General features: G+C 51.6%; 18 protein-coding genes. 5 read left to right on the top strand and 13 right to left on the bottom strand.

The window, feature by feature from the left end:
- Positions 1-33: 33 nt before the first annotated feature.
- The 13 genes from M891_RS0109880 to M891_RS0109815 form a co-directional block, all read right to left on the bottom strand.
- Complete coding sequence (locus tag M891_RS0109880; protein ID WP_028538711.1) at positions 34-1,212, bottom strand: PstS family phosphate ABC transporter substrate-binding protein; 1,179 nt, start codon at positions 1,210-1,212, stop codon at positions 34-36.
- Complete coding sequence (locus M891_RS0109875) at positions 1,209-2,498, bottom strand: sensor histidine kinase (protein ID WP_028538710.1); 1,290 nt, start codon at positions 2,496-2,498, stop codon at positions 1,209-1,211. Before M891_RS0109875 ends, M891_RS0109880 begins: the two co-directional genes overlap by 4 nt.
- 518 nt (positions 2,499-3,016) lie before the next feature.
- Positions 3,017-3,145 carry a hypothetical protein gene (locus M891_RS26005; RefSeq protein ID WP_254899769.1) on the bottom strand — a complete coding sequence of 43 codons (129 nt, stop codon included), beginning with the start codon at positions 3,143-3,145 and terminating at the stop codon, positions 3,017-3,019.
- Complete coding sequence (locus tag M891_RS23670) at positions 3,142-4,431, bottom strand: CehA/McbA family metallohydrolase (protein WP_051416899.1); 1,290 nt, start codon at positions 4,429-4,431, stop codon at positions 3,142-3,144. The genes M891_RS26005 and M891_RS23670 overlap by 4 nt, the downstream gene beginning before the upstream one ends.
- An 18-nt stretch (positions 4,432-4,449) precedes the next feature.
- Positions 4,450-5,322: a carbohydrate ABC transporter permease gene (locus M891_RS0109855; protein ID WP_051416898.1), complete on the bottom strand. Its 873-nt coding sequence runs from the start codon at positions 5,320-5,322 to the stop codon at positions 4,450-4,452.
- A 3-nt stretch (positions 5,323-5,325) separates the two neighbouring features.
- Positions 5,326-6,204, bottom strand: a complete 879-nt coding sequence (locus M891_RS0109850; protein ID WP_028538707.1) for an ABC transporter permease subunit — start codon at positions 6,202-6,204, stop codon at positions 5,326-5,328.
- A gap of 33 nt (positions 6,205-6,237) precedes the next feature.
- Entirely contained in the window at positions 6,238-7,677 is a 1,440-nt protein-coding gene (locus M891_RS0109845; RefSeq protein WP_016313325.1) for an extracellular solute-binding protein, read from the bottom strand.
- 35 nt (positions 7,678-7,712) lie between these two features.
- The gene (locus M891_RS0109840; RefSeq protein WP_028538706.1) at positions 7,713-8,741 is read right to left on the bottom strand and encodes a LacI family DNA-binding transcriptional regulator; all 1,029 of its coding nucleotides are present in this window, start codon (positions 8,739-8,741) and stop codon (positions 7,713-7,715) included.
- Positions 8,742-8,948: 207 nt separating this feature from the next.
- On the bottom strand, positions 8,949-10,235 hold the full coding sequence (locus tag M891_RS0109835; protein WP_028538705.1) for an alpha-L-fucosidase: 1,287 nt from the start codon (positions 10,233-10,235) through the stop codon (positions 8,949-8,951).
- A 240-nt stretch (positions 10,236-10,475) separates the two neighbouring features.
- Entirely contained in the window at positions 10,476-10,823 is a 348-nt protein-coding gene (locus M891_RS0109830; RefSeq protein WP_016313328.1) for a hypothetical protein, read from the bottom strand.
- A gap of 95 nt (positions 10,824-10,918) precedes the next feature.
- Complete coding sequence (locus M891_RS24625) at positions 10,919-15,925, bottom strand: S8 family serine peptidase (RefSeq protein ID WP_028538704.1); 5,007 nt, start codon at positions 15,923-15,925, stop codon at positions 10,919-10,921.
- Between the two features lie 220 nt (positions 15,926-16,145).
- Positions 16,146-16,853 carry a PIG-L family deacetylase gene (locus M891_RS0109820; protein ID WP_016313330.1) on the bottom strand — a complete coding sequence of 236 codons (708 nt, stop codon included), beginning with the start codon at positions 16,851-16,853 and terminating at the stop codon, positions 16,146-16,148.
- Complete coding sequence (locus M891_RS0109815; RefSeq protein WP_028538703.1) at positions 16,850-17,161, bottom strand: DUF1806 family protein; 312 nt, start codon at positions 17,159-17,161, stop codon at positions 16,850-16,852. Before M891_RS0109815 ends, M891_RS0109820 begins: the two co-directional genes overlap by 4 nt.
- A gap of 185 nt (positions 17,162-17,346) precedes the next feature.
- Here M891_RS0109815 and M891_RS0109810 point away from each other — a divergent pair, with 185 nt between their 5' ends.
- From M891_RS0109810 to M891_RS24620, 5 genes are all read left to right on the top strand, one after another.
- Positions 17,347-17,691, top strand: coding sequence for an iron-sulfur cluster biosynthesis family protein (locus M891_RS0109810; RefSeq protein WP_028538702.1), 345 nt, complete (start codon positions 17,347-17,349; stop codon positions 17,689-17,691).
- Positions 17,692-17,925: 234 nt separating this feature from the next.
- A complete protein-coding gene (locus M891_RS0109805; RefSeq protein WP_028538701.1) occupies positions 17,926-18,843 on the top strand; it encodes an aldo/keto reductase in 918 nt (305 codons plus the stop codon).
- A 95-nt stretch (positions 18,844-18,938) separates the two neighbouring features.
- A complete protein-coding gene (locus M891_RS25550; RefSeq protein WP_198032028.1) occupies positions 18,939-19,178 on the top strand; it encodes a hypothetical protein in 240 nt (79 codons plus the stop codon).
- An 8-nt stretch (positions 19,179-19,186) separates the two neighbouring features.
- Positions 19,187-20,128: an MFS transporter gene (locus tag M891_RS23660; protein ID WP_198032027.1), complete on the top strand. Its 942-nt coding sequence runs from the start codon at positions 19,187-19,189 to the stop codon at positions 20,126-20,128.
- A gap of 122 nt (positions 20,129-20,250) precedes the next feature.
- The gene (locus M891_RS24620) at positions 20,251-22,488 is read left to right on the top strand and encodes an S-layer homology domain-containing protein (protein ID WP_051416897.1); all 2,238 of its coding nucleotides are present in this window, start codon (positions 20,251-20,253) and stop codon (positions 22,486-22,488) included.
- Positions 22,489-22,547 lie beyond the last annotated feature (59 nt).

The following is a 22,547-nucleotide window of genomic DNA, read 5'->3' as shown; positions in this document are numbered from 1 at the left end:
TTTATCGATCCGTAATTCGAGTGTCAATACGTACTAGGGGACAAGCGGTGTGTACCCCGTTTGCTCTACTAGGTACTGCCCCTGCGAGGATTGAATCCATTCGATCAGCCTCTCCACGTTCGGATTGTCGCTGCCCGCCGTCACCGCATAAAACTCAGCCGCAAACGGATATTCTCCGCTGGCGATCGTCGCTCGTTCCGGCTTCACGCCGTCGATGGCCAACAGGCGGATATTCCCGTTGTTCACCATCTCCGTGGCATAGTATAGGAACGAATAGCCCAGCGCGTTTTTGTAGTTGCGGTAATCCGCAGTCCGCGAGATGATGCCGCCCATTCCGGAAGCCACATTCTCTTTGGGCGGTGTGGCCAGCTCCCGTCCATCCATCACCCGGATCAGCATCGTCTGGCTTCCGCTGTCCTCCGGACGCTGGAAGGCGCGGATTCGCTCATTTCGGCCCCCCACTTCACTCCATCGGGTAATTTCCCCCGAGTAGATCCCGCGGATCTGCTCTGTCGTTAGCCCGGTTACCGGATTCGACGCATTCACAAAGAAAACAAATGCCTCACGGCCAATTGGGGTGAGCTTCAATTCCTTGCCCTGCTTGCGGGCAGCAGCGATTTGCCCCTCCGACGGCGCAGCGGCGAAAATGATATCCGCCCGACCTTCGATCAGATTCTTATAGGCCACAGGCGTCGTATTCACCATAACCTCGCTATCGTAGAGATCATACTCCTGACGAGGATATACTGCCTGCGCAAATGCGGCATACAAGGGATAAAGGGCTGTTGCTCCGTCAAGCCGCGGTAAATCCTCTGTTAATGTCAATTGGGACGGTTCCGGCAATACTGCCAATTTCCCCGTGTCCACAAACGGCCGATACGGCCACATATCTACCTCCTGGTCACTGACGACCGGGATGCGTTGATGGTAAGCCTGGCGAATCTCGTACCCCGCCGTGGTCAAGCCGCCCAAAATCACGACAGCAAGGAGCGAGAAATACAACTTGCGCCGATGCCGTTTCGGCAAAAACATCAAGAAGGCTAGGGAGACAACCAACACAGCCGCCACAACCAGCACCAAAGGCGCATAGAACAGCGCGCCGCCGGCCAAAGAGACGATCAGACTGGCAAAAAATCCTAAGAATAAGATCACGCCGGACAGTAGGACACAAAGCACAATTTTGGCCACAAGCTCTCCAACGGATTTGTTCATCCTTTATCCATCTCCTTTGCTTTTTCTCCTCGGTTATAGATCGGCAAGCTAATTGTAAACTTCGTCCCCGCTCCAGGTGCGCTTTGCACGCTCACCGTACCGCCAAATGAAAGAATCGCCTGATAGGAGAACGTCATCCCCAGCCCTGTTCCATTCGATTTCGTCGAAAAATAGATGGATCCCAGCCGCTTGGCCTGCTCCTCCGTCATCCCGATCCCGTTATCCTGAATGGTTAAAACGACCTTACGCGCCTCAACCTGCAAACGCAAGGTGACGATGCCCCGGGTATTTGGCAATTCGGCGCATGCTTCGACCGCGTTTTTGATGAAATTGACGAGGACTTGCTTCATTTTATCAGGATTGGCTAAAATCCAAACCGGCTCCGGCGGGTTCCCGATTTCAAGCAATACATTATGCATATTGGCATAAGGGCTCATGACATCCTTCGTAATCCGGAGCAATTCTTCGAGATTGGTAGGCTCCTGCTTATTGCCAATCGGCTTGGATATCGCCAGGTACTCGGATAGTATGTATTCTGTTCGGGCGATCTCACTCATGCAGATTTCAATGTATCGCTCGATTCGGCCTCGGTCTGACACGCCATCGCGAATCAAGGTGAGGAACCCTTTCACCGCGGTCAGCGGATTCCGAACTTCATGGACCAATGAAGCGGCGACATGGCTGATGGCCCGCACCCGCTCGTTTTGCGCATAGCTAATGAACAGATCCTTCTCAATGACCGCTTTTCGAAACAATGTAATCAGCATCCAGCATCCCACCAAGTTCTGCATCGGAATGACCACCATGTGAAAGGTCAAATTATCGATGATCGATACCGGATTTTCCAAATAAACAGCCACCAGCGGCGTGATCGAAAAGAATACCCCTGCCAAGAGTAAGATCAATGACCGCTTTTCCGATTGATTATAAATGCGATACAACAGGTAAGAACCAGGGAACGTCATCAGCATGATTACGATCGCGATGAACACCCCGTCGCCTCCAATATATAAACGGTATAATAGAAACTCCGCTAAGAGGATAAATCCCGTCTGCAATCCCCCAAAGATCATACCGAAGAAAATGATCGTGTATCGTATATCATAAAAATATCCGTGGACGACTGAGGCGCCAAACGTCATTGAAAGAAACAAGCATATCGCGCTGGACAACGTAATGAAGCTCTTCGAATAGTTACGGGACTGATCCCGGTAGAAAATGTTGTACATTACAAATGGCATATGAGCAAAGAACATCTGAAGAATAATGTCTTTAAGAAACGTCATGCATGCTCACCCTTTAATTGCTGATTCGTCTATCCCCTGGTATGTATAACCCTTTTATTCCATGTATCTCTCTATAAACCCTTTTTCTCGGGAATAAAACATGGACTAAAATACATTTATGGCATCCAGCCGTCCGGGAGCATAGGCTGTAGAAGCAGGTCTAGCCTGCGATCCTATCTCCTTGAAGGATGATTTCTCGTGTCGTTAAAGCGCTCCACCTTCATCCGGACTTATTTTCTGCGCCGTTTGTGGCAGAAGGGCTCCCATATCTTCACCGGAGAAATGGCTCTACACGCTTGGGAAACGACCGCTGTATTTTTGGGCTTGGCGAAAAAAATGAAAAAACGCTCGGCTCAACCAACGGTTGAATCGAGCGTTTTATTTTAGATTAGGGGGCAGCAGATAGGTCTGCGCCCCCCCTTTTGCACCATTATCCCCTTGGGTCAGGGAAACCCGAATAACTCGGCTCAGAAACGTTATGCAATAGTTCGAAGGGGGCTATCCATCCTTATACCGGATCAAACGGGATAATCCTGCAAAAACGCCGAACGACAGGCCATCGCCTGCGCCAATAGCACCTTGGCAGGACGGTCCAACACCGCCGAGTTAGCAGACACCGAAGGGGAATCCGTAATCACTGGTTTCATGCGGATTCGCCCGTGGTTCCCCGCGCGAGATAAACCGGATTGGTCAGGCAGGTCATCACCTCATGCTTCCAATCCGGCAAGAATCGCCGCGCTTGCACACGGTAGAACCACCGATCCGCCGGCATACGGCACACGAGCTCTCGCTCTTCTTCCTCTACGATCCATTCCTGCTCCAGACCGTGGTTTGACCATAGGCTTACGCGATCCCCCTGCGCCCCGCGAATCGTGATCACCAGTTCAACCTCTTCCCGTCCATCCGCTACCTCCAATTCCTCACCGACACCAACGCCATCGACCGTCAACGTGAGGAACGTATCATCCGGCCCCATCGTCAGCACTACCGCCCCGCGCTTTACGGCATCAAGCACGGACGCAACGGTCTCCTCGGCGACGTAGACATGCGCAGTTGGCCCTCCATGCCGGACGAGCGGATGGTCCTGATGCGTATCACTGCCGCCGATTGCGACGATGCGCTGGCCTTCGGCAAGGCGCAGCTGCCACCAGGTTACTGCTGTTTCGTTCAGCTCCCGCCATGGCCCGTTCCACACCTCAATTGCATCAAACGGAACATCGAAACCAAGCTCCCATGGACAATCCGGGCAGAACGGGTGATTCAGCACAACCAACGCTCCCTTCGCTTGCGCCTGACGCAGCTCCTTGGCTGCATCTTCTGCCGTTAACACACGAAAGTCTGTCAATGCATCCGGTTGGCCAAGCAGGTTAGCATGGCCTTTGTAACTCGTAAGTTCCACGCCGGGAATCAACAACAGCGTTTCGTCCTGCGCCATCGCAAAGCGGTTTTGAGAGGCCGTATTATGATCGGTTAACGCTAGGAAATCGAGGCCTTTGTCCCGGCATGAGGCTATCGCTTCACTGATCATGTACTTTCCGTCGCTGTGAACAGTATGGGCGTGCAAATCGCCTTTAAGCCAATGCGGATGCTTCATGGTGATCGTGATCTCAACCACGACTAATATCCCTTCTGCGGGCACTTTATAAGCCCCTAACAGCACCGCCCATTCACCGGCCACAATAGGCCCAGCCAAGTAACCGGGCGTTGCTTTCTCCAACCCTATTTGAAAACCGTCCCGCGCTCCGCCGCTCCAGCCCACGATCCGGTCCGGCGAACGCAAACCAAGATCAACCACGGAACGGTCATTTTTTTCATAACGATAATGGACTTCAATGGACTCCACCCCCTCCGGAACGGAGAAAACGACTTCGGGGTACGTCCGATCTTGTTCAGGAACAAGCCAAACCCGGTGCTCCAACCGATGTTTTGCCATATCTTCGCAGCATCCTTTCTATTCCTTGCTGGCGCCCAGCATAATGCCCTTCATAAAAAACCGTTGCACAAACGGGTACACCGCAATCAGCGGGAGAATCGCGATTACGATGCCGGCCATTTTGACGTTGGTCGTCACCAGGTAATTGCTCGATACGCTGCTCGTATCGATAATGATCGACTTGAGCGCGACCTGCAGCGTATACTTCATGCTGTCGTTAATGAAAATGAGCGGTGCCGTAAACATGTTCCAACGCCCGACGAACTCGAACAGCGAGACGGTGGCAAGCCCGGGCGCGGCCAGGCGCAAATAGATTTTCGCGAAAATCCAGAAGTCCCCTGCCCCGTCCATTCGGCCCGCTTCGGCAATCTCGTAAGGGATGCCCATGAAGAAGTTCCGCATCAGCAGGATCGAAAATCCGGACACTAAACCGGATAACACCAACACCGTCAGCGTATTAATCAAATGAAAATCCTTATTAACCACGTACAGCGGAATCAGCACCGCTTCCTGCGGGATCATCATCGTGAGCAAAATAAACGTGATCATCGCCTTTTTCCCCGGTACATGCGGATGAATTAGGACATAACCCGCAAGCGAGGAGAGCATCACGTGCAGGACCGTTCCTACAACGGTGACGATCGTGCTGTTCAGGAACGGCCGCCATAGATCAAGGCTCTCCCAAATCGTTCGGTAGCCCTCCGCGCTAAACTCGGTCGGAAACAGCACGATATTCGGCTGCATGGAAGCCAGCCCCGACGAAAACGATAAGGCCAACACGTTCAGAAAAGGAACGATCATCACAAGCATTAACAGCAGCAGAAACAGCAGATTTATGGCGTCAAATGATTTATTTCTCCAACCCAAGCGTTCGAAACGTTCGCTCCCCATCGTTTATCCCACCTCGTCAAATCGGGTTAATTTGCGCACGACCAGCGTCAGCGCCAGGGTGAACAGCAGCACCAGAAAGCTGGCGGCCGCGGCGACGCCGACTTGCATGTTCATAATCCCTTTCTCGAACGTGTACACCATCAGTACATCAACATCCGGTGCCGTCGACGGATTGCGCAGCACAAATACCTGATCAAAGATCCGCAGCACCCCCATCGTATTCAGCAGAAAAACTACCTTCATCGTGCTCAGCAGCTGAGGCAGCGTAACGTAACGAACCTGCTGCCAGCGGGATGCCCCGTCTATCCGCGCCGCTTCATAGAGTGATGGATTAATCGTCACGATACCGGCCAGGAACAAGATACAGCTATAGCCCATGTCCTTCCAGGTCGCGACGAGGATCATCACCCAGCGGGCCCAGAAGGACTCGGCCAGAAAATGAATGGGTTGCGTGCCGGTCAAGCGCTGCAACAGTAAATTCACGAGTCCGGTATCGGGAGACAGCAGGAAAATCCAGATCCCCCCGACGATAACCCAGGACAGCAAGTGAGGGATATAGAGCACCATTTGGGCGGTTTTTTTGAAACGGGCATGCAGCACTTCGTTTAAGGACAACGCCAGCACCAGCGGGGCGATAAATCCTAAAGCCAGAATCCCTCCTCCAATCACCAACGTGTTCGTCAATGACTGCCAGAAGAACGGGTCATGCCAGACCTGCGAATAATTCGCAAGCCCGGCATACGGACCGTCCCCCATGAGCCGATAATCCTGAAAGCTGACCTGCAGCCCCTTAATGAGCGGATAATAACCATAGACGAGAAAATAGATGGCTACAGGGATCATCATGAGATATAGAGCGGCATACTTCCGCAGAGCTTTCACGGTTGATCGTCACATCCTATTCTTGTTCTTGGCCTATTCGTCGATGAGGTTGGCTGCCTTCAGTTCCTTCTGCATTTGGCTCACAGCGTCGGCTGCCGGCATTTCTCCGGACATGGCCTTCAGCGCGTAGTTTTGGACGATTTTTTCAGCATCCGCCCATCCTGGCAAAGACAACTCCAATGTGGCATATCGCTTGACCAGATCTTGCGCTTCCTGCACACCTGGTAACTTGCCGAACGGCGGCTTCACGTTCTCGTTGTACCAGAACGGTACGCCGTGGTCCATGTTGTGCTCCTTGCCGGTGGCGGTCAAGGTGTATTGATCTCCATCCTTCGTGTAATCTACGCCTTCGATCCCCAGGCTGCCCAGCATAATTCCGGCTTCGGAATGCCAGAACTCCAGGAACTTCTCCGCCGCATCCGGATGCTCCGCATTCACCGGCATCATCCAGTAGTCAGGATCCCCGCGACGCATCAACAGGCTGCCATCCGGTCCTGCCGCACTAGCCAAAGCTTTCGCTTCAAACGTAGTGTTCGGGTCGGCTTCCTTGCGTGTGCTGTTGAACATCCCGACCCAAGCATCCCAGTACGTAACCATGCCAACGCGGTCGGTTAAGAAAAGGTTGCGCATCTTACCGGTATCGTTCGTGACGAAGTTCGGGTCCATGATACCTTCCTTCGTCAGTTTAGCAAACCATTCGTACATCGGGATGGCGGCATCCGACGCGTACGGAATCGTCCGTTTGCCGTCCTTCAGTACGTAGCGATATTTCAAGCCAGCCGCACTCATAAAGCCTTGAATATCATACAGCCCGGAGGTGCTGAGTCCATAAGTATCGGCTTTGCCATTGCCGTCTGGGTCCTGTTCCTTGAACGCCTTCAGCACGTTGTAGTAATCGTCCAGCGTTTGGGGCTCCTGCAGGTTCAGCTTGTCCAGCCAGTCCTTGCGGACGATCGGCATCGTACCGCCTTGAAACTTCGCGAATACGGCATAAATGTTGTCGTCCTTCCCTTTCAACTGCTCCCATTCCTCGGACGGAATGACGCTGGGATCCGACAATTGACTCGATCCTTGCACGAAGTCTGTTAAGTCCGTCAGTGCGCCTTGATCGATGAAGCTGTTCAGTTTGCCAAGGTCACTGCCTTCAATGAGGTCGTATTTCTCACCGGAACCCAGCGCCGTCAATACCTTTTGATCATAGTCGCTGGCCGGACGCTCAATCGTCACATCGATACCGGTCAACCGCTTGATTTCCTGCTCAAATTTGGCGTTTTCCTCCGGGGTTTTGCCGCCTACGTTGGCCGATAGAATCCGCAGCTTCATGTCCCCTGCCGACGCGTCTGTCTGCGCTCCGGTAGAAGTATTGCTTGACGTTCCGCTGTTCGCCGCAGTACCGTTATTTCCGCCACAGGCCGATAGCAGCATGGAACTAATCGTCAGCAGTGCGATGAGATGAGTCGCTTTCCTTTTCACGGGATGATTTCCTCCTTGGTTTCTCTTCTAGAATCCTATCCTTGGGGTGGCGCGCAAGATCCACGTACCACAATCTCTGCCGGAATCAGCGTTCGCTTGGCGAGACGCTTGCCGGATTCGAGCTGCTCCAGCAATAACAGCATGGACTCCTGCCCGAGCTGGTCGGCATGTAAACGAACCCCGGTGAGGGGCGGTGAAAATTCCTGCGCCAATGGGCTATCGTAGGCGAAGGACAATACGGACAACTGCTCCGGTATACAGAGCCCAAGTTGCTCTGCGGCCTGGTAAACGCCTAACGCCATCGAGTCGGTGTCAGCAATAACCGCGGTGATACTCGGATCCGCACGTAGCTGAGCCAATACCGTGTTACAGCCAAAGGTGAGAGACGAGGTGCCGCCGTCCGGTTTATGCACGATCATGTCCTTCGGAGGCGTTAGCCCTGCCTGCTCGAATGCATTCAGGTAACCTTGCCCGCGGTCAACCGCCACAGTTCGATTCACCGGCGCATTCAGAAACAGAATGCGCCGGTGCCCAAGCGACATTAAGTACTGTGTCGCCTGCGTAGCGATCCCAACATTATCGTTGTCGACATAGGAGACCCGGGACTGATCCTCCTCTGACGGACGACCGATGACCACGATGGGAATCCCCCGCTGTAAACAATCGTCAATTCGGGAATCCCCGACCACCGCATCAAGGATGATCTCACCGTCCACCGGATCGGAGGCGATGTGTTCCACCTGATTTTTATAAGTCGATGACACGGTGTTGATTAACAGGCGATATCCTTGCTCATAACATACAGGTAACACGCCATTGAGCAGCGAATACTGAAACTGGTTCATCTTCGCCTTCTGCTCGCCTTGCATGTTCAGGCCGATGATGCGCGTCGTTTTGCTCACCAGACTACGGGCCCAGTAGTTTGGCCGGTAATTCAGCTCTCTTGCCACCCGGAGAACCTGTTCTGTCACTTCTTTGCTGATAGGGCGTTTTTTGCTGAACACACTGGATACGGTGCTCTTTGAAACCCCCGCCGCCTTGGCCACATCATCAATCGTTGCCACGTTCAATCGTTCCTCTCCACAATTCGTACTAGTACGAACCTAGATTAAACCGGTTTTGTTAAACCCGTTTCATCTGCCCGTGTGAAGTTTGTAAAATTACAGCTTATTGCTCAGAAAAACCCGTTTAATTGAGCAACAAAAAAAACGGCCGTTTCGTTTGGCCGTTTTCATAGACTAGATATGGAAGTATCGTTATTCCTCTCTTTCTTAGTTATGAGTGACAACAGCACCTGAGCCGCCGTACATTTCAACTGGCTCCGCAAACTCCAGCTTCAGTACGGTAACATGCTCATGACAATCTTCCGGTGTTAAGTAAATCCATGTCGTACCCGGAATATTAAACCAAGGCACCCCGCCATGAATTTCATGTTTCAGTTCTTTACCCGAATGGAGCACGGTCACTTTCTGGATCGAATTACATAAGCCCTTGAGGCAGACGCTTTCCTTCGGGTCATCGTAAACGAACAGATACAACGTCTTGCGATCTTTCGTTAATGTGCTTCCGCCCAACCAATAACGGGTCATAATCCCTTCGACGGTTCCGTACACCGCTTCTTTATGCGTGCGAATCCAATCGCCTAGCCCAAGCAGAATGTCGGCTTGTCTCGGATCGATCGTCCCGTCCTCGCGGGGACCGATATTTAACAACATGTTGCCGCCCATGGAGATGCAGTCGCAGAACATGCGGATGATTTGTTTTAACGATTTATATTTGTGATCTTTGTGTTGATAACCCCATGAGGTGTTAATCGTCGTGCAGAACTCCCAAGGTCCCTCGGGCCTTGTGATTGGCAGCCCTTGCTCCGGCGTTTTATAATCCCCGTAGCCAGCGAGACGCGAGTTGATGATCAGATCGGGGTTAAAAGACAGCAAATACTCCTTAAACTCCGGCAATCCCCATTGCTCCGCGCTTCGTTCCCAATCCCCGTCGAACCAGAGCAAATCAACCTTGCCATATTTCGTTAACAGTTCGCTCAGTTGATGACGATTAAATTGCAAGAATTTCTGCCACTTCGCTTCGTCCTGGTTACCGTCCAGCGGTTCCGAGAAACGATTCACTTGGCTCAGATCCTCAGGCACGACACCACCTGGATACACGCTAGGATAATCCGGATGCGACCAGTCGATCAGCGAATAGTACAAACCGAGCCGAATCCCCCGCTTCTTGATCGCTTCGGCGTACTCTTTCACGATGTCACGTTGGGCCGGGGTTCGCTTGACCACGCTCAAATCGCTATACTGGGTATCAAACAGCGCGACGCCGTCATGATGTTTTGTCGTCAACACCGCGTACTTCGCCCCGGATTTCTCGATCAATTCCGCCCATTGGTCGGCATCAAACCGGGAAGCTGTAAACCCGTCCAACTGTTTCATGTAGTCCTCATAGGAAATCACGCCGTTATGAAAGGACCAAGATTCAGAAACCCCGTCAACCGCATAAATCCCGTAATGGATAAAGATTCCCAGCTTCGCGTCTTCAAACCATGGTAACATCGTCAGTTCCCCCTCTAAGCTTGTTCCTCCTAACGATAGTTGATGGCGGCATGAGGGGTAAATATGTGGTTTTTACGACGGATATGTCGTTTTGAAGATCACCTGCAAACAAAGCGGGCTCCCCTAAGGAACACCCTCGTTCATCTTCTTCCTCTGCCATTTTGATATCATTCACACTGCGAGCGGTCAGCTGCTCCCTGGCAAGTGTTGCGTCACATTTGGGGATTCTTGCCGATGCTTCTACTTCTTATCCACCTGCACCAACGTAACTTGTTTGATGGAGAACGTCCCTTCCAGCTTTTCCGCAGGGATTACGTTCAGCTTGATGAGTCCGGCGATCTTCTGGGCATCCGCTTTGGAAACCAATCTCCATACGCCAGGATCGGGAAGCGCTTCGTAAAGCTTGCGGTCATCGTACTCCTTCCGTTCCTGATGGATCGTTCTAACCCGGTATTCCCCGACGTCCAGTTCCGAAATGCCTTGTTCCTGAAAATGTTCTAAAATTTCGCTGCGTAATGCGGTCAGCTCTTGTTCTGTTTCTTTCTGCAGCTGTTTGAGTTCATGATAACGACGCACTTTCTGTTCCACTTGTCCACGCTCCTTCGGTGAGATCGAACCTTCCCTCATGTATATGAAAAGCGCCGCCGGCCTCATGCGTGCCGACGGCGGAACGATCAAATCTTTTAATGAGTAAAGTCCTTGAAGATGCGGTATACCACAACGGCTGCTTCAGCGCGAGTCGTTGGCGATGCGGCCTCGAAGCGGCTTTCTGCTTTGCCGTTCATGATGCCAAGGCTCGTGACTTTGGCAACCGTCTCAGCGGCCCAAGACGGAATGCGAGCTTGGTCGGCAAAGCTGTAATTTGCTCCGCCTTCCCCTGCCGATTGGCCCAAAACCTCCAGCGCCTTCGCCAAGACCACTGCGATTTCAGCGCGCGTAATCGGTTGGTCCGGTGCAAAGGTACCGTTGGAATAACCGCTGATCAGCCCCTTGGATGTCGCAATCTTCACAGCCTCCTCGTACCAGCTTCCGGCAGGAACGTCCTGGAAGGAAATGACGCTGACTTCGTTTGGATCAGCCTTCAGTTCCAGTGCACGTACCAACATGGATACGAATTCCGCCCGAGTAACTTGCGTGGTCGGATGGAAATTGCCATCCATGGATCCAGCAAGAATGTCTTTCGATGCCAGAATTTCGATCGCATCCACCGCCCACGCAAACTTCGCTGGGGTAACATCAGCAAAGGTGACGTTCTTAGCCAGATAGATGTACCGGCTGAAGCCGTACAGATTCGCAACCACGTTACCGTCCTTCAATCGACCGAAGAATGGAGTGAGTTCTCCGCCATCCCCCAGCTTGAACAGGCTGATTTTCCACCCGTTCATTGCTCCAGGGTTCAAGGCCGTAAGCGGGATCGCGGCTTCAGCCGGCTTGCTGAGCTGGATATTTTCCAGCACCTTCCCGTCCTTCGTTAAAACGTTAATATCATAATAGATTCCAAACGCTTGAACACCTGCTGGCAACTTCGAGCTTTCCAGCAGCTTCTTCGTCTCCTCCTCCGTTGCCGCCGTGACTTGAACATATGCGGCATCCGGGGAAGTGATCGCGCCGTCCGGAATCGTCAACGTAAACCCATTAGGCAGCTTCACTACCGTTGGTTCGCCTGCCTTAATGGCTACGGCATCCTTAGGGATTGCTGGTTTAGTTGGCGTCGTTGTTGGTGTAACAGTTGGCGTAGAAGTGGAACCGCCGCTGCTGGATCCCGCTCCACCACCACTGCCGCCGCCGTTACCTCCACCATTGCCTCCGCCGCCATTATTAGGCGGGGTGACAGGGGTGACTGTGACGTGGACGGACTTCGAGGAGCCTTGGGCAGTCACGTCGATCACGGTAGATCCCGGTTTCAAGGCCGTAACCAGTCCTGTGCTTGAAACATCGGCAATTTGCGGATCACGCGATTGGTAAACTGCATCGGTTACAGTGGTTTCATTGCCATCCGCATCCCGATAAGTCACGACTAACTGGTCGCTGTTTCCGACTTTCAGGGTCAGGCGATCTGGTGTAACAATCAGTGAAAGTTCCCCAGGTTCTGGTTCTTCACTGCCCTCTGCGATAACAGTCACTTGAACAGTTTTCGTGAGACCTTCGTGCGTTACCGTAATCGTAGTCGTACCTTCCGCTACCCCGGTGACGAGACCTTGGTCAACCGTTGCGATCGTGGAATCCTCCACCGAATAATTCGCTTCAGTTGTAACGTCGCTTTCCTCGCCGTCTGCCGCTTTATACGTTACGGTGAGCGCTTGGTTATCGCCTACTTGAAGATCCACGCTTTCCGGATTGACCCGCAGCTCGGGTTGTTCTTCGCCGGTTTCAGCAGTTACAGTCACTTGGACAGTTTTCGAGAGTCCTTCATGAGTTACCGTAATCGTAGTCGTACCTTCCGCTACCCCGGTGACGAGACCTTGGTCAACCGTTGCGATCGTGGAATCCTCCACGGTATAGTCCGCTTCGCTTGTGACGTCGCTTTCTTCACCGTTTGCCGCTTTATACGTTACGGTGAGTGCTTCGCTTTGACCAGTTTGCAGCGACAGATTTTCAGTGTTGACGATCAATTCCGGCTCTGTTGCGTGATTGTAGTTGAACACATGAGCCGGATCGAAGTACCCATTCCCGGCCAAATCATAGACGTAGACCTCGTAATAGTTTTCCCCTGGTACAACTGGAACCTCAATTTTGAAATTGCCTTGGTTATCGATCGTCCCGAATTGAAAATCAATATTGCCTTCAGGGTCTACAAACCACGCCTCGACACCAATCACAAGCTCCATGTCCAGCCCGCCGAAGTTCACGAGATAATTAATCAGCATATCCTCCGTCACTTCGCCGGAGATGACCCCCGTTTGACCGGAAGCTTTCACTTTCAAAGGCGGATCACTAAGCTGGGATACCGGTGCCGTCGTGTCGACGAAGAAGACATACGCCGAGTCTTCCGATGGTACGGAGTCAAATAAGGATGTTCCAGTATAAGGAACCAGCAGGTAGCCTCCATCAGGAAGTAACACGTCGTCGTCATATTCATTAGTTATAATTCCGTCCCAACCTCTCAAAGAATAGCTGCCGGGATCAATGCCTTCATCGGTTTCAATGATCACGCCCAGCCAATTTCCGTTCAGATCATGGACTTCCAGCGAGAAATAATCGGCATATTCGTTCACTGTAAACGAGATGTCAGTGGTATCATAAAGTCTGTCGTTATTCGGTGAAATCGGGTTGTTGGTCATACCAACATCCGTCACTACATCCATCTGCGGCGTATCGGCCACATACACCGATACCGGCAAGTTGATCACATGTCCGGTTGCCGTTTCAGTTAAGATCACTTCACCTTCATACCACTGGTTGGCGGCTTCTTCCGGTACGGCAACTGTCACGTTAAAGCGGGTTTCACCGCCAGCGCTGACCGCAACCTCAGCCGCAGACAAGGTCAGGTCAATCGGCGAATTGCTATACCACTGCGAGCTGACCGTGTAGGTCGAGGACTCCCCAACGATGTCCTTCACGATCACCTGCTGTTTGGCAGAATAACCGTTGCCAACATATCCAAACGACAGGCTGCCCGAGTAAAAGGTTTCCGGGAGATCCCCATCCACGTTCGATGTCGAATCCTCCACCATCGCTACTGCTTTGGCCTCCAAAACCTGATCCAGCGCGACCCGTCCGGCTCCTTGATCCATATGAGTATATCGGTCACCGTTCCGATCGCTGAGTTTGACGGTATTATTCATCAATAAGGACTTTACTTCGTAAGGTGTCAGGTTTGGATACTTTTGCAGCACGAGAGCGACTGCACCTGCAATATGCGGTGCGGCCATACTGGTGCCGTTCTGGGCGGCATACCAACCTTCATACTCCGGCACGCTGGAGACAATGCCCATCCCTGGCGCGGAGATGTCCGGTTTAAGGTCATACCCCGGTTTGGCCGGTCCACGCGAGCTAAAGCCCGCCATAATATCTTCTTCTACTGTCGTACTGAATTCTGCAGACAGCTCCTGTTCTTTCAGCGCGTCAAGAATTCGGTTCCCATATGCTCCAGAAAGGGCATATACGGGGATTTGAACGTCGGCGTCTCCCAACGTCCCGCTTTCCAATGCTTCCGGCGCATTATTGAACACAATCGCGGCCGCCGCACCCGCGCCTTGGGCGTTGAGCGCTTTTTCCGCAAAGGAAATGTCACCGCGTTTGATAAAAGCAATTTTCCCGGTCAAATCCTTACCAACATAATCTTCGGCTTTCCCAAGTCCTACATCCACCAACGGATAAGACTCGGTCAAATCCTCAATCCCGGCGGATTTATCAAACGTGTCCATGAAGAAGCCTTCTCCGCCCATCTCTGGGATCCGCATGATCGGCGTGATCAGCGGCGGCTTGGATGCGCCGACTGTAATCGCCAGCTCCGAGCTGCCCGGATCGGTCACAGTGGCGTCTCCCGGTCCGGAGTTACCACTGGATACCACCGCCACAACGCCGGCTTTCACCGCATTGTTCACCGCAATGGAATCAGCGGAGCGCTGGTTATTCGTGTTGGAGCCCAGCGACAGGTTGATGACGTCCATGCCATCCACGACCGCACGCTCGATCCCGGCAATCACATTCTCCGTCGAACCGCTGCCGTATGGACCTAACACTTTATAGGCATAAACTTCAGCCTCAGGTGCAACCCCTTTGGTCCCCGCGAGTTCGTCTAGGCCTACGCCGCGACCGGCGACAATCCCCGAGACGTGGCTGCCGTGCGAGGTATAGTAAGCTCTGCCATCTTCATCAAACTCAGGTAACGAAGGATCCTGCTTACGTGCATCCAAATAATCCTGCTTCGTTGTTTCGTAGGGCTCGTTATCATCGTTCACAAAGTCATAACCCCAATACCCTTCCGGAATCGCATCCGCCAAATCGGGATGGTCCTTCGCTACGCCGGTATCGATAACGCCCACTTTAATCCCCTGACCTTCATTTCCTTCGGCCCAGAAGTTATCGCTGCCGATAAACGTCACGCTGTCCATCGGCGCAGTTGGAGACGCATTCTCCTCCGTGGCATAGACCGTTTCGTTAGGATAAACGGCCTTCACTCCCGGAAGCTTGAGCAGGTTTTCGATCTCATTGGCCGGAAGTGTTAACGAATACCCGTTAAAAATATTTTCGTATTCGCGCTTAATTTTGGCCTTCAATTTACCAATCGCTTGCGTTTTAAACGTTTGCTGCTGCAAATCGATCGCTTTCCTATGGGAACTCAGCGATTGGCTTGTTTTCATTTTGCTCTGCGTAGCCTCGAACACCTTTAACGGCGCTTCCTGCAGCTCGACGATCACCGTCGTTAACTCGCTGCCGTCCGTAAGCGGAACGAAGTTTTGCGGTTGAACCGCAGCCGCTTCGGCGTTCTGGCGTTCCAGCTGCAACTTATTGCCTGCGGGAGAGGCTTGGCCCAAAACCTCCCGTTGCTCTCTGCCTTTCAGCTGAACGTCCGATACTTGCTTACGCAGCACTTCCTGCGTCACGACGTCCTGATTCAGCCGAGGAACGCCGTCCCTCCTTGCATCGGCTCCCGCCAAAGCGTCGCCTTCGGCTCCTGCCATCGGCAGAAGCAGACTAAATGCGAGGAGGAAGCTTAAGATTCCTGCAACGACTTTCTTGCTCAAACTCTCATCTCCCTCACCGTTCATAGTTTCCAAGGAGCCTATACAAGCTGCTGACTTTATATCTATTGGGTGAGGGTTCGATATATTCCCATTTATATGGCATACAAGCATAAAAAGGTTAAAAAAATACGCCTACCCAATTCAGGTAAGCGCATCCATATGTAGTAGATTCGGTTATTCTGCCATTATGGCGAACAGTTGTTTTTTTACTTATTTTTCCCTAGAAAAGTGAATCCTTGCCCGTCTGCGACTCGTTGCCGCGAATAAAATACTCGTAACGTCCGAGGTTCCGCAGCGCTCGGTCATCCCGTTGCCAAACCCATTCCATCAGCTCCGATTGACAGCGATGAGCGCGGAAGGCAGCCAGCTTGGCCTTCAAATGCTCTTGGACATCCACCTGGACGATAGCATCTGGGGTATAGCCATACTTGCCCGGCTGTTGCATCATATCACCGAAGGAGACAAAGTACAGCGCGCCTTGCCCGTACCGGCGAAATGCAGCTGTGGTCGCTTTGCCAATCGCACAATGGTCCGGGTGCCCGCCCAACTTCTCGTGGAAGGTGAGCACCACATCGGGCTGAATCTCATGCATCATTGCTTCGATCCGTCCGATTAGCTGTTCTTCATCTATAAATTCTACGGTCTTATCCCGAATATCCAGGAACTTCAATTCATGTACGCCCAAATGGTTACACGCCTGACGCAGCTCCACTTCTCGAGCCGCCGCAATCGTCTCCCGGTTCAAATACGGCGGATTGCCCATTCTCCGCCCCATCTCGCCGCGGGTGGCACTCACAACCGTAACCTCTGCGCCTTCAGCAGCATATTTAGCCAGCGTGCCTCCACAAATAAACGACTCATCGTCAGGATGAGCGAATACCGCCAGCAGTTTACGTCCCTTAAGGGAGAGTGAATTGATCGTATTCATTCCGGAAACGGCTCCCTTCCCAAATGGAGTGCGACATCCATACGTCCCCGGTCATCAAAACCTTCCAGCAGAAGACGTCCTTGCTCGTCCAGCTCCATATGCGTCAGCCCTTCAATCCGCAGCCAACCGTGCCCATCAAACCTTAAGGCCGCGCGGTAAGGTCCTTCCCCGGCAATAAATGCAGCGGTCAAGCTGACCTTAAAGTTGCGGACAAATAAATACGAAGTAGCTTCACTATGCAGATACACATCAGATCCAACAAAAGTGTTCAGCAATTCCTCTGCCCGTTTTTTCTCAATGAGTTCCATGTTCGCTGCAGTCCTTTGCGTTGTATTTTTGAACTTTCGAAATCATAGTCACTATTATACGCTCAGCTCTTCGATGTACAAGTGATCTTTCCCCCACTTGACATTTTATATTAAATCGTTTATAAATGAATTGTAGACAATTTAATTTTAGTAAATATAAATAAATCTTAAAGGATGTGTACCAAATGAGAGTAGACATGACAAACCTGACGAAAGAAAAACTCGCCCAAAGTTTAGGCGGTCAACCGGGATACTTCAAGCTGGTTGGCGAATCGGAAGGGTGCAGCGCAGCTGGCGTCTATTCGTTGCATTTGGTCAGCGAACCGCTTCCTACTGACATTGCATTTGAATCCGGCGGCTTCACTTTCCTGGTGGATCGCCAGCAAGAAGTTTTGTTTGACGACGTCTTACGTTTATATGCCCATGAAAATTACCCAACTTACCGATTGAGCAGCGACTCGATGTTGTACAGCAACAACGTTGTGCTGAAAGACAAACGCGTTGCTGCTGCCAGCGGAGCCCTCCGTTAACGATCAAGGGCTTCCCTTCCTTTCCGCTTACGGCTGCCGGAGCATGATCCGGCAGCCTTTTGGGGTTGTTTTTCATTCAAGCGTCTACCGGCTCTTGAATCCGTCGATCTTCTGTGTCACAATGATGGGGGCATCCAGGCGCCAGGGGTAGAACTGGATTTGAATTGATTTTTTTACTTATCCGGCCCGGGTGAATACATCATCTATTCCTATTCATAGAGGAGGATCCGATTCATGAAGACGATCAAGCTTGGTACGAGTACACTGGAAGTCCCTGTCATCGCTGTCGGCTGCATGCGAATTAATTCGCTGGACAAAGCCGGAGCGGAACGTTTCGTTCAAACCGCGCTGGAAGAAGGCGCTAACTTTTTTGACCACGCGGATATCTACGGCGGCGGCTCCTGTGAGGAGATCTTCGCCGATGCAATTCATATGAACCCGGAGATTCGGGAGAAAATTATCCTGCAATCGAAGTGCGGCATTCGCCAAGGGTTCTTTGACTTCTCAAAAGAGCATATTTTGTCGTCGGTTGACGGCATTCTGAAGCGTCTGAGAACCGATTATCTGGACGTTCTGCTGTTGCACCGTCCGGATGCCTTGGTAGAACCTGAGGAGGTTGCTGAGGCGTTCGACCAGTTACATAGCTCGGGTAAAGTACGTCATTTCGGCGTATCCAACCAGAACCCTATGCAAATCCAACTGCTGCAAAAATACGTGAAACAGCCGATTGTCGCCAATCAGCTGCAGCTGAGCATCACGAACACCACGATGATCTCGGCGGGCATTAACGTAAATATGGAAAACGAAGCCGCGATTAACCGTGACGGCAGCGTACTGGACTTCTGCCGCTTGAACGATATCACGATTCAACCGTGGTCGCCGTTCCAATACGGTTTCTTTGAGGGCGTCTTCCTCGGCAACGAGAAGTTCCCTGAGCTGAACCAAAAAATTGACGAAATCGCCGCGAAATACGGTGTGACCAATACGACGATCGCCATCGCGTGGCTGCTGCGTCATCCGGCCCAAATGCAACCGGTCATCGGTACGATGAACATCGACCGCTTGAAAGACTGCATCAAAGCCAGCGACGTCCGCTTGACCCGTGAAGAATGGTACGAAATTTACCGTGCGGCAGGGAACATTTTGCCATAAGCTTAGAGTCCATAAGCGAAACAACCTAAGCCCCGTTTCCACAGGACTTAGGTTGTTTTTTTGCCCAATTTGTCGAAAGGAGGGGCCGAAACAAGATGCCTGCCGATAGCACGCCGATTCGTCTGAGCCGGTTTCTAGTATTGATCATGGCGGTCACCGCCGGCATCGCAGTGGCGAATCTCTATTACATTCAACCGCTGCTGGCAGAGATTGCCGGCTCGTTTGGTGTTACGCAATCCCAGGTGGGGTACGCGGCTACCCTGACGCAAGTCGGTTATGCCCTTGGGATGCTGATGATCCTGCCGCTGGCCGATATCCGTGAGAAAAAAAGCTGATCCTGTTCATGCTCGTCTGCTCCGCTGGCGCCCTTCTGTTTCTGGCCTTTGCCTGGAACAGCCTCATCCTGAGCATCGCCTCGTTCGCTGTGGGCTTCACTTCCATCGTCCCTCAGCTGATCGTGCCCCTCGCTGCACAACTGGCCGACCCGAAGGAGCGCGGCCGGATCATCGGCACCGTCATGAGCGGACTGCTGATCGGGATTCTCATCTCCCGGACGTTCAGCGGGCTGGTGGGCGAATATCTCGGCTGGCCGGCTGTTTATTTCATCGCCTCCGGCCTCATGATCCTTCTGGCCTTCTTCTTAGCGTTCCGCCTGCCCAAGTCCCCGTCCGCGACCACAGCCGGGTATGGGGATTTGTTCCGCTCGATGGCGTCACTCATTAAAGATTTGCCGCTGCTGCGCGAAGCGGCGCTGAACGGCGGCATGATGTTCGCCGCCTTCAGCGTGTTTTGGACGACGCTGTCATTTCTGCTGGCCGAACCGCGCTTCGGTCTTGGCCCTGACGCGGCCGGTCTGTTCGGCCTGATCGGCGTCGTCGGGGCCATGGCTGCGCCGGTCGCCGGGCGGATGGCCGATCGGCGCAGCCCGCGCTTCACCATCGCCATCGGCATGGGCGCGGTGATCCTCGCCTACGCCTGCATGCTCGGCTTCGGCTACACCTTGGCGGGCTTGGTTGTCGGCGTCATTCTGCTCGACCTTGGTGTCCAGTCGACACAGATCTCCAACCAGGCCCGCATCCACGCCATCAGCGACGAGTACCGCAACCGTATCAATACGATCTATATGGTATCGTATTTCATCGGCGGAGCTCTGGGCTCCGGGATCGGCTCGTTCAGCTATGCGCATTTCGGCTGGACCGGTGTATGCATCGCCGGCCTGTTGACGCAGCTCGTCGCCGTGTACGCGCAGGTGCGCGGGCTGCGGCGCGAGCGGGTCAGCAGATAATCAAGATTTCGAGAGCCACCATCCCCAAATGAAGGAAATATCAGAAAAATGTCGAATTTGTTTTAATTATCACATTTTTCCCGATATTTTATCGGAGTTTGACAAAGGAGTGGCCTCTTTAAATGTTAGGTTGGAGAAAAATATCGATTCATCTGATCGCAGCCCTTGGAATCACATTCTGCGCATTATTATTACCTAAATGCGTTTATGCGGAACAGTTAGACAGCATGCTACCGGAGCGAAGTAAAGAGGAGATCATCGATCATTGGCGGCTATGGAATACAGGAACTTCTGGAACTTCCCCAGCCTTCGCTGAAGAACCCGCTACGACAGCTCCCTATTTACCAGGGAAGTTGAATGATGAGTATCTGAAAAGGGGCTTGGACACAGCAAACTTCTATCGGTTTATCACCGGTTTGCCTAGTGATCTGCAGTTGGATCCTCAACTAAACCGGCAAGCACAGCATGGTTCTGTACTTGTTTCCACTGTGGGACAACTCACCCATTGGCCAAAACAACCAGCCGATATGCTCAAAGAATTCTATGACATCGGATACAAATCCAGTAGCTCCTCAAATCTTTATTATACGTCCGGAAGCAACGGAAATATTTTAGTGGATAGCGTGAATGCCTATATGGATGATTCTGACGTCAGTAATATCGATAGACTAGGCCATCGAAGATGGGTATTAAGCCCGCAGCTAAAAAACATTGGCTTCGGTCTGGCATATAAATCTAACCCTGCTAAAGGGAGCGGATACTATAGCGCGATGCAGGTATTTGATACCAGTCGAAGCGATTCGCTTAACTTCAACTACTCCCTTTATCCCAATAAAGGTTATTTCCCGCTTGAATATTTTAATGGTCAACAAGCTTGGTCCGTGCAGCTAAATCCGGAACGATTCGAGGCTCCTTCCCTTTCGGATGTAAAAGTGGAATTAACCCGACTATCGGACCAACGTACTTGGAATTTTAATCATGAGATGGTGAAAGAGGAATTTCCTGCGGGATACCGCAACGTCGACTCTGAGGATTTAAAATGGCAGCAGCAAGCTTATTTTAACGTCGATACTACGAAATATGGTCACGTTTATGCAATCATCTTCCGTCCCGATGATGTCCAAATGATCCAAGACGGGGAACAGTTTTCAGTAAATATCACTGGACTTCGTAAAATTGATGGTACACCTGCCGAAATATCCTATCAGACTCACTTTTTCAAGATAGATCCAAGTCGAACAAATGAACTGCAAAACCTATCCACTCAAACGAAAGAAATTTCTATTAAACAAAACGGCCAAGCTGAGCTTCCAACCGTAATTGCTTCGTATTCAAATGGATTGCGTTTTACTGTCGAATCCAATTACAAACTCACGACAAGTTCAGATCTGATTCAAATCAATGGGAATATAATAAAAGGAATTAAGCCAGGTCGGGCGGAACTTCTCTTTGAATATGAAGGACAACAGTTGAAGTTAACTGTCAATATCTCTGGACGATCTAACTTCAGTGATGTTGATTCTCATTGGGCCAGTAGCGCCATTGCTTGGGCTATCGATCGGGAGATTGCCTCCGGATATAAGGATGGTACCTTTAAGCCTAACAATCCAATTACAGAAGCTGAATTTTTCGCGATGCTTTTCAAACTTTATTCCAATTCAAGTATGGTCCAAAGCATGAAGAAAAGCGCCGGAACTGCATACTATGACCGCGGTGCATGGAGTGACGAATATTATCGTTTTGCCGGGACCTTGAACTTGGACGTAGATGATAGTATCAAGGATATCAAACTTCGCAACCAACCAATTACCAGGCTTCAAGTGGCTCGGATCGTTGCGGGTCTCGGAGGCAGAAACTACTCCGATGATGACTCGATTCGCTATTTGTTCAATATGGGATACACTTCAGGCAAGACGTCTGCAACAGTAGAGGGCTACGCCGGAGATGATAAATTAACTAGAGCCGAAGCCATCGTGTTCTTGAAAAACTTATACGAGCTAGGATATGATATATGGCCAAAACCGCTGTCGCCTACCCCGTTCTCTGAGAATGAAAAAAATGGTGGATTCCCTGATAATACGGTTAGAGCCATTTACTCCTTAGATCATAGTTTATTTATTAAGGGAACTTTTCCAGAGGTCGCAGGAAAGACGTTTTCCGTTCATATCAACGGACCATCCCCTTTGTCCAAGAGACTAATGACCCGTTCGGTAACCGCTGATGATTATGGTAACTTTTCGTTAACTATAACAGGACTAGAAGAGCCCTCTTTAAGTATCGATATCGAAACACGCGAGAATTTTATGTACTGGTTAAAGGTCGAAGCGGGTAATGCAACCGTGAACGCCTACCAAAATTAAAAAAAGCCGATGCATTTCTCATTCGCTGAGGGTTGCATCGGCACTTTTTTTGTAAAGAG

The sequence above is a fragment of the Paenibacillus sp. J14 genome, assembly GCF_000518465.1.
Classification (GTDB): Bacteria; Bacillota; Bacilli; order Paenibacillales; family Paenibacillaceae; genus Fontibacillus; species Fontibacillus barengoltzii.
This window is presented reverse-complemented; position numbering and strand designations above follow the sequence as displayed.

Coding starts and splice junctions, on each gene's coding strand:
- M891_RS0109880 (WP_028538711.1), bottom strand. CDS start 1,212: ATGAACAAATCCGTTGGAGAGCTTGTGGCCAAAATTGTGCTTTGTGTC.
- M891_RS0109875 (WP_028538710.1), bottom strand. CDS start 2,498: ATGACGTTTCTTAAAGACATTATTCTTCAGATGTTCTTTGCTCATATG.
- M891_RS26005 (WP_254899769.1), bottom strand. CDS start 3,145: ATGAAACCAGTGATTACGGATTCCCCTTCGGTGTCTGCTAACTCGGCG.
- M891_RS23670 (WP_051416899.1), bottom strand. CDS start 4,431: ATGGCAAAACATCGGTTGGAGCACCGGGTTTGGCTTGTTCCTGAACAA.
- M891_RS0109855 (WP_051416898.1), bottom strand. CDS start 5,322: ATGGGGAGCGAACGTTTCGAACGCTTGGGTTGGAGAAATAAATCATTT.
- M891_RS0109835 (WP_028538705.1), bottom strand. CDS start 10,235: ATGTTACCATGGTTTGAAGACGCGAAGCTGGGAATCTTTATCCATTAC.
- M891_RS0109820 (WP_016313330.1), bottom strand. CDS start 16,853: ATGAATACGATCAATTCACTCTCCCTTAAGGGACGTAAACTGCTGGCG.
- M891_RS0109815 (WP_028538703.1), bottom strand. CDS start 17,161: ATGGAACTCATTGAGAAAAAACGGGCAGAGGAATTGCTGAACACTTTT.
- M891_RS0109810 (WP_028538702.1), top strand. CDS start 17,347: ATGAGAGTAGACATGACAAACCTGACGAAAGAAAAACTCGCCCAAAGT.
- M891_RS0109805 (WP_028538701.1), top strand. CDS start 17,926: ATGAAGACGATCAAGCTTGGTACGAGTACACTGGAAGTCCCTGTCATC.
- M891_RS25550 (WP_198032028.1), top strand. CDS start 18,939: ATGCCTGCCGATAGCACGCCGATTCGTCTGAGCCGGTTTCTAGTATTG.
- M891_RS23660 (WP_198032027.1), top strand. CDS start 19,187: ATGCTCGTCTGCTCCGCTGGCGCCCTTCTGTTTCTGGCCTTTGCCTGG.
- M891_RS24620 (WP_051416897.1), top strand. CDS start 20,251: ATGTTAGGTTGGAGAAAAATATCGATTCATCTGATCGCAGCCCTTGGA.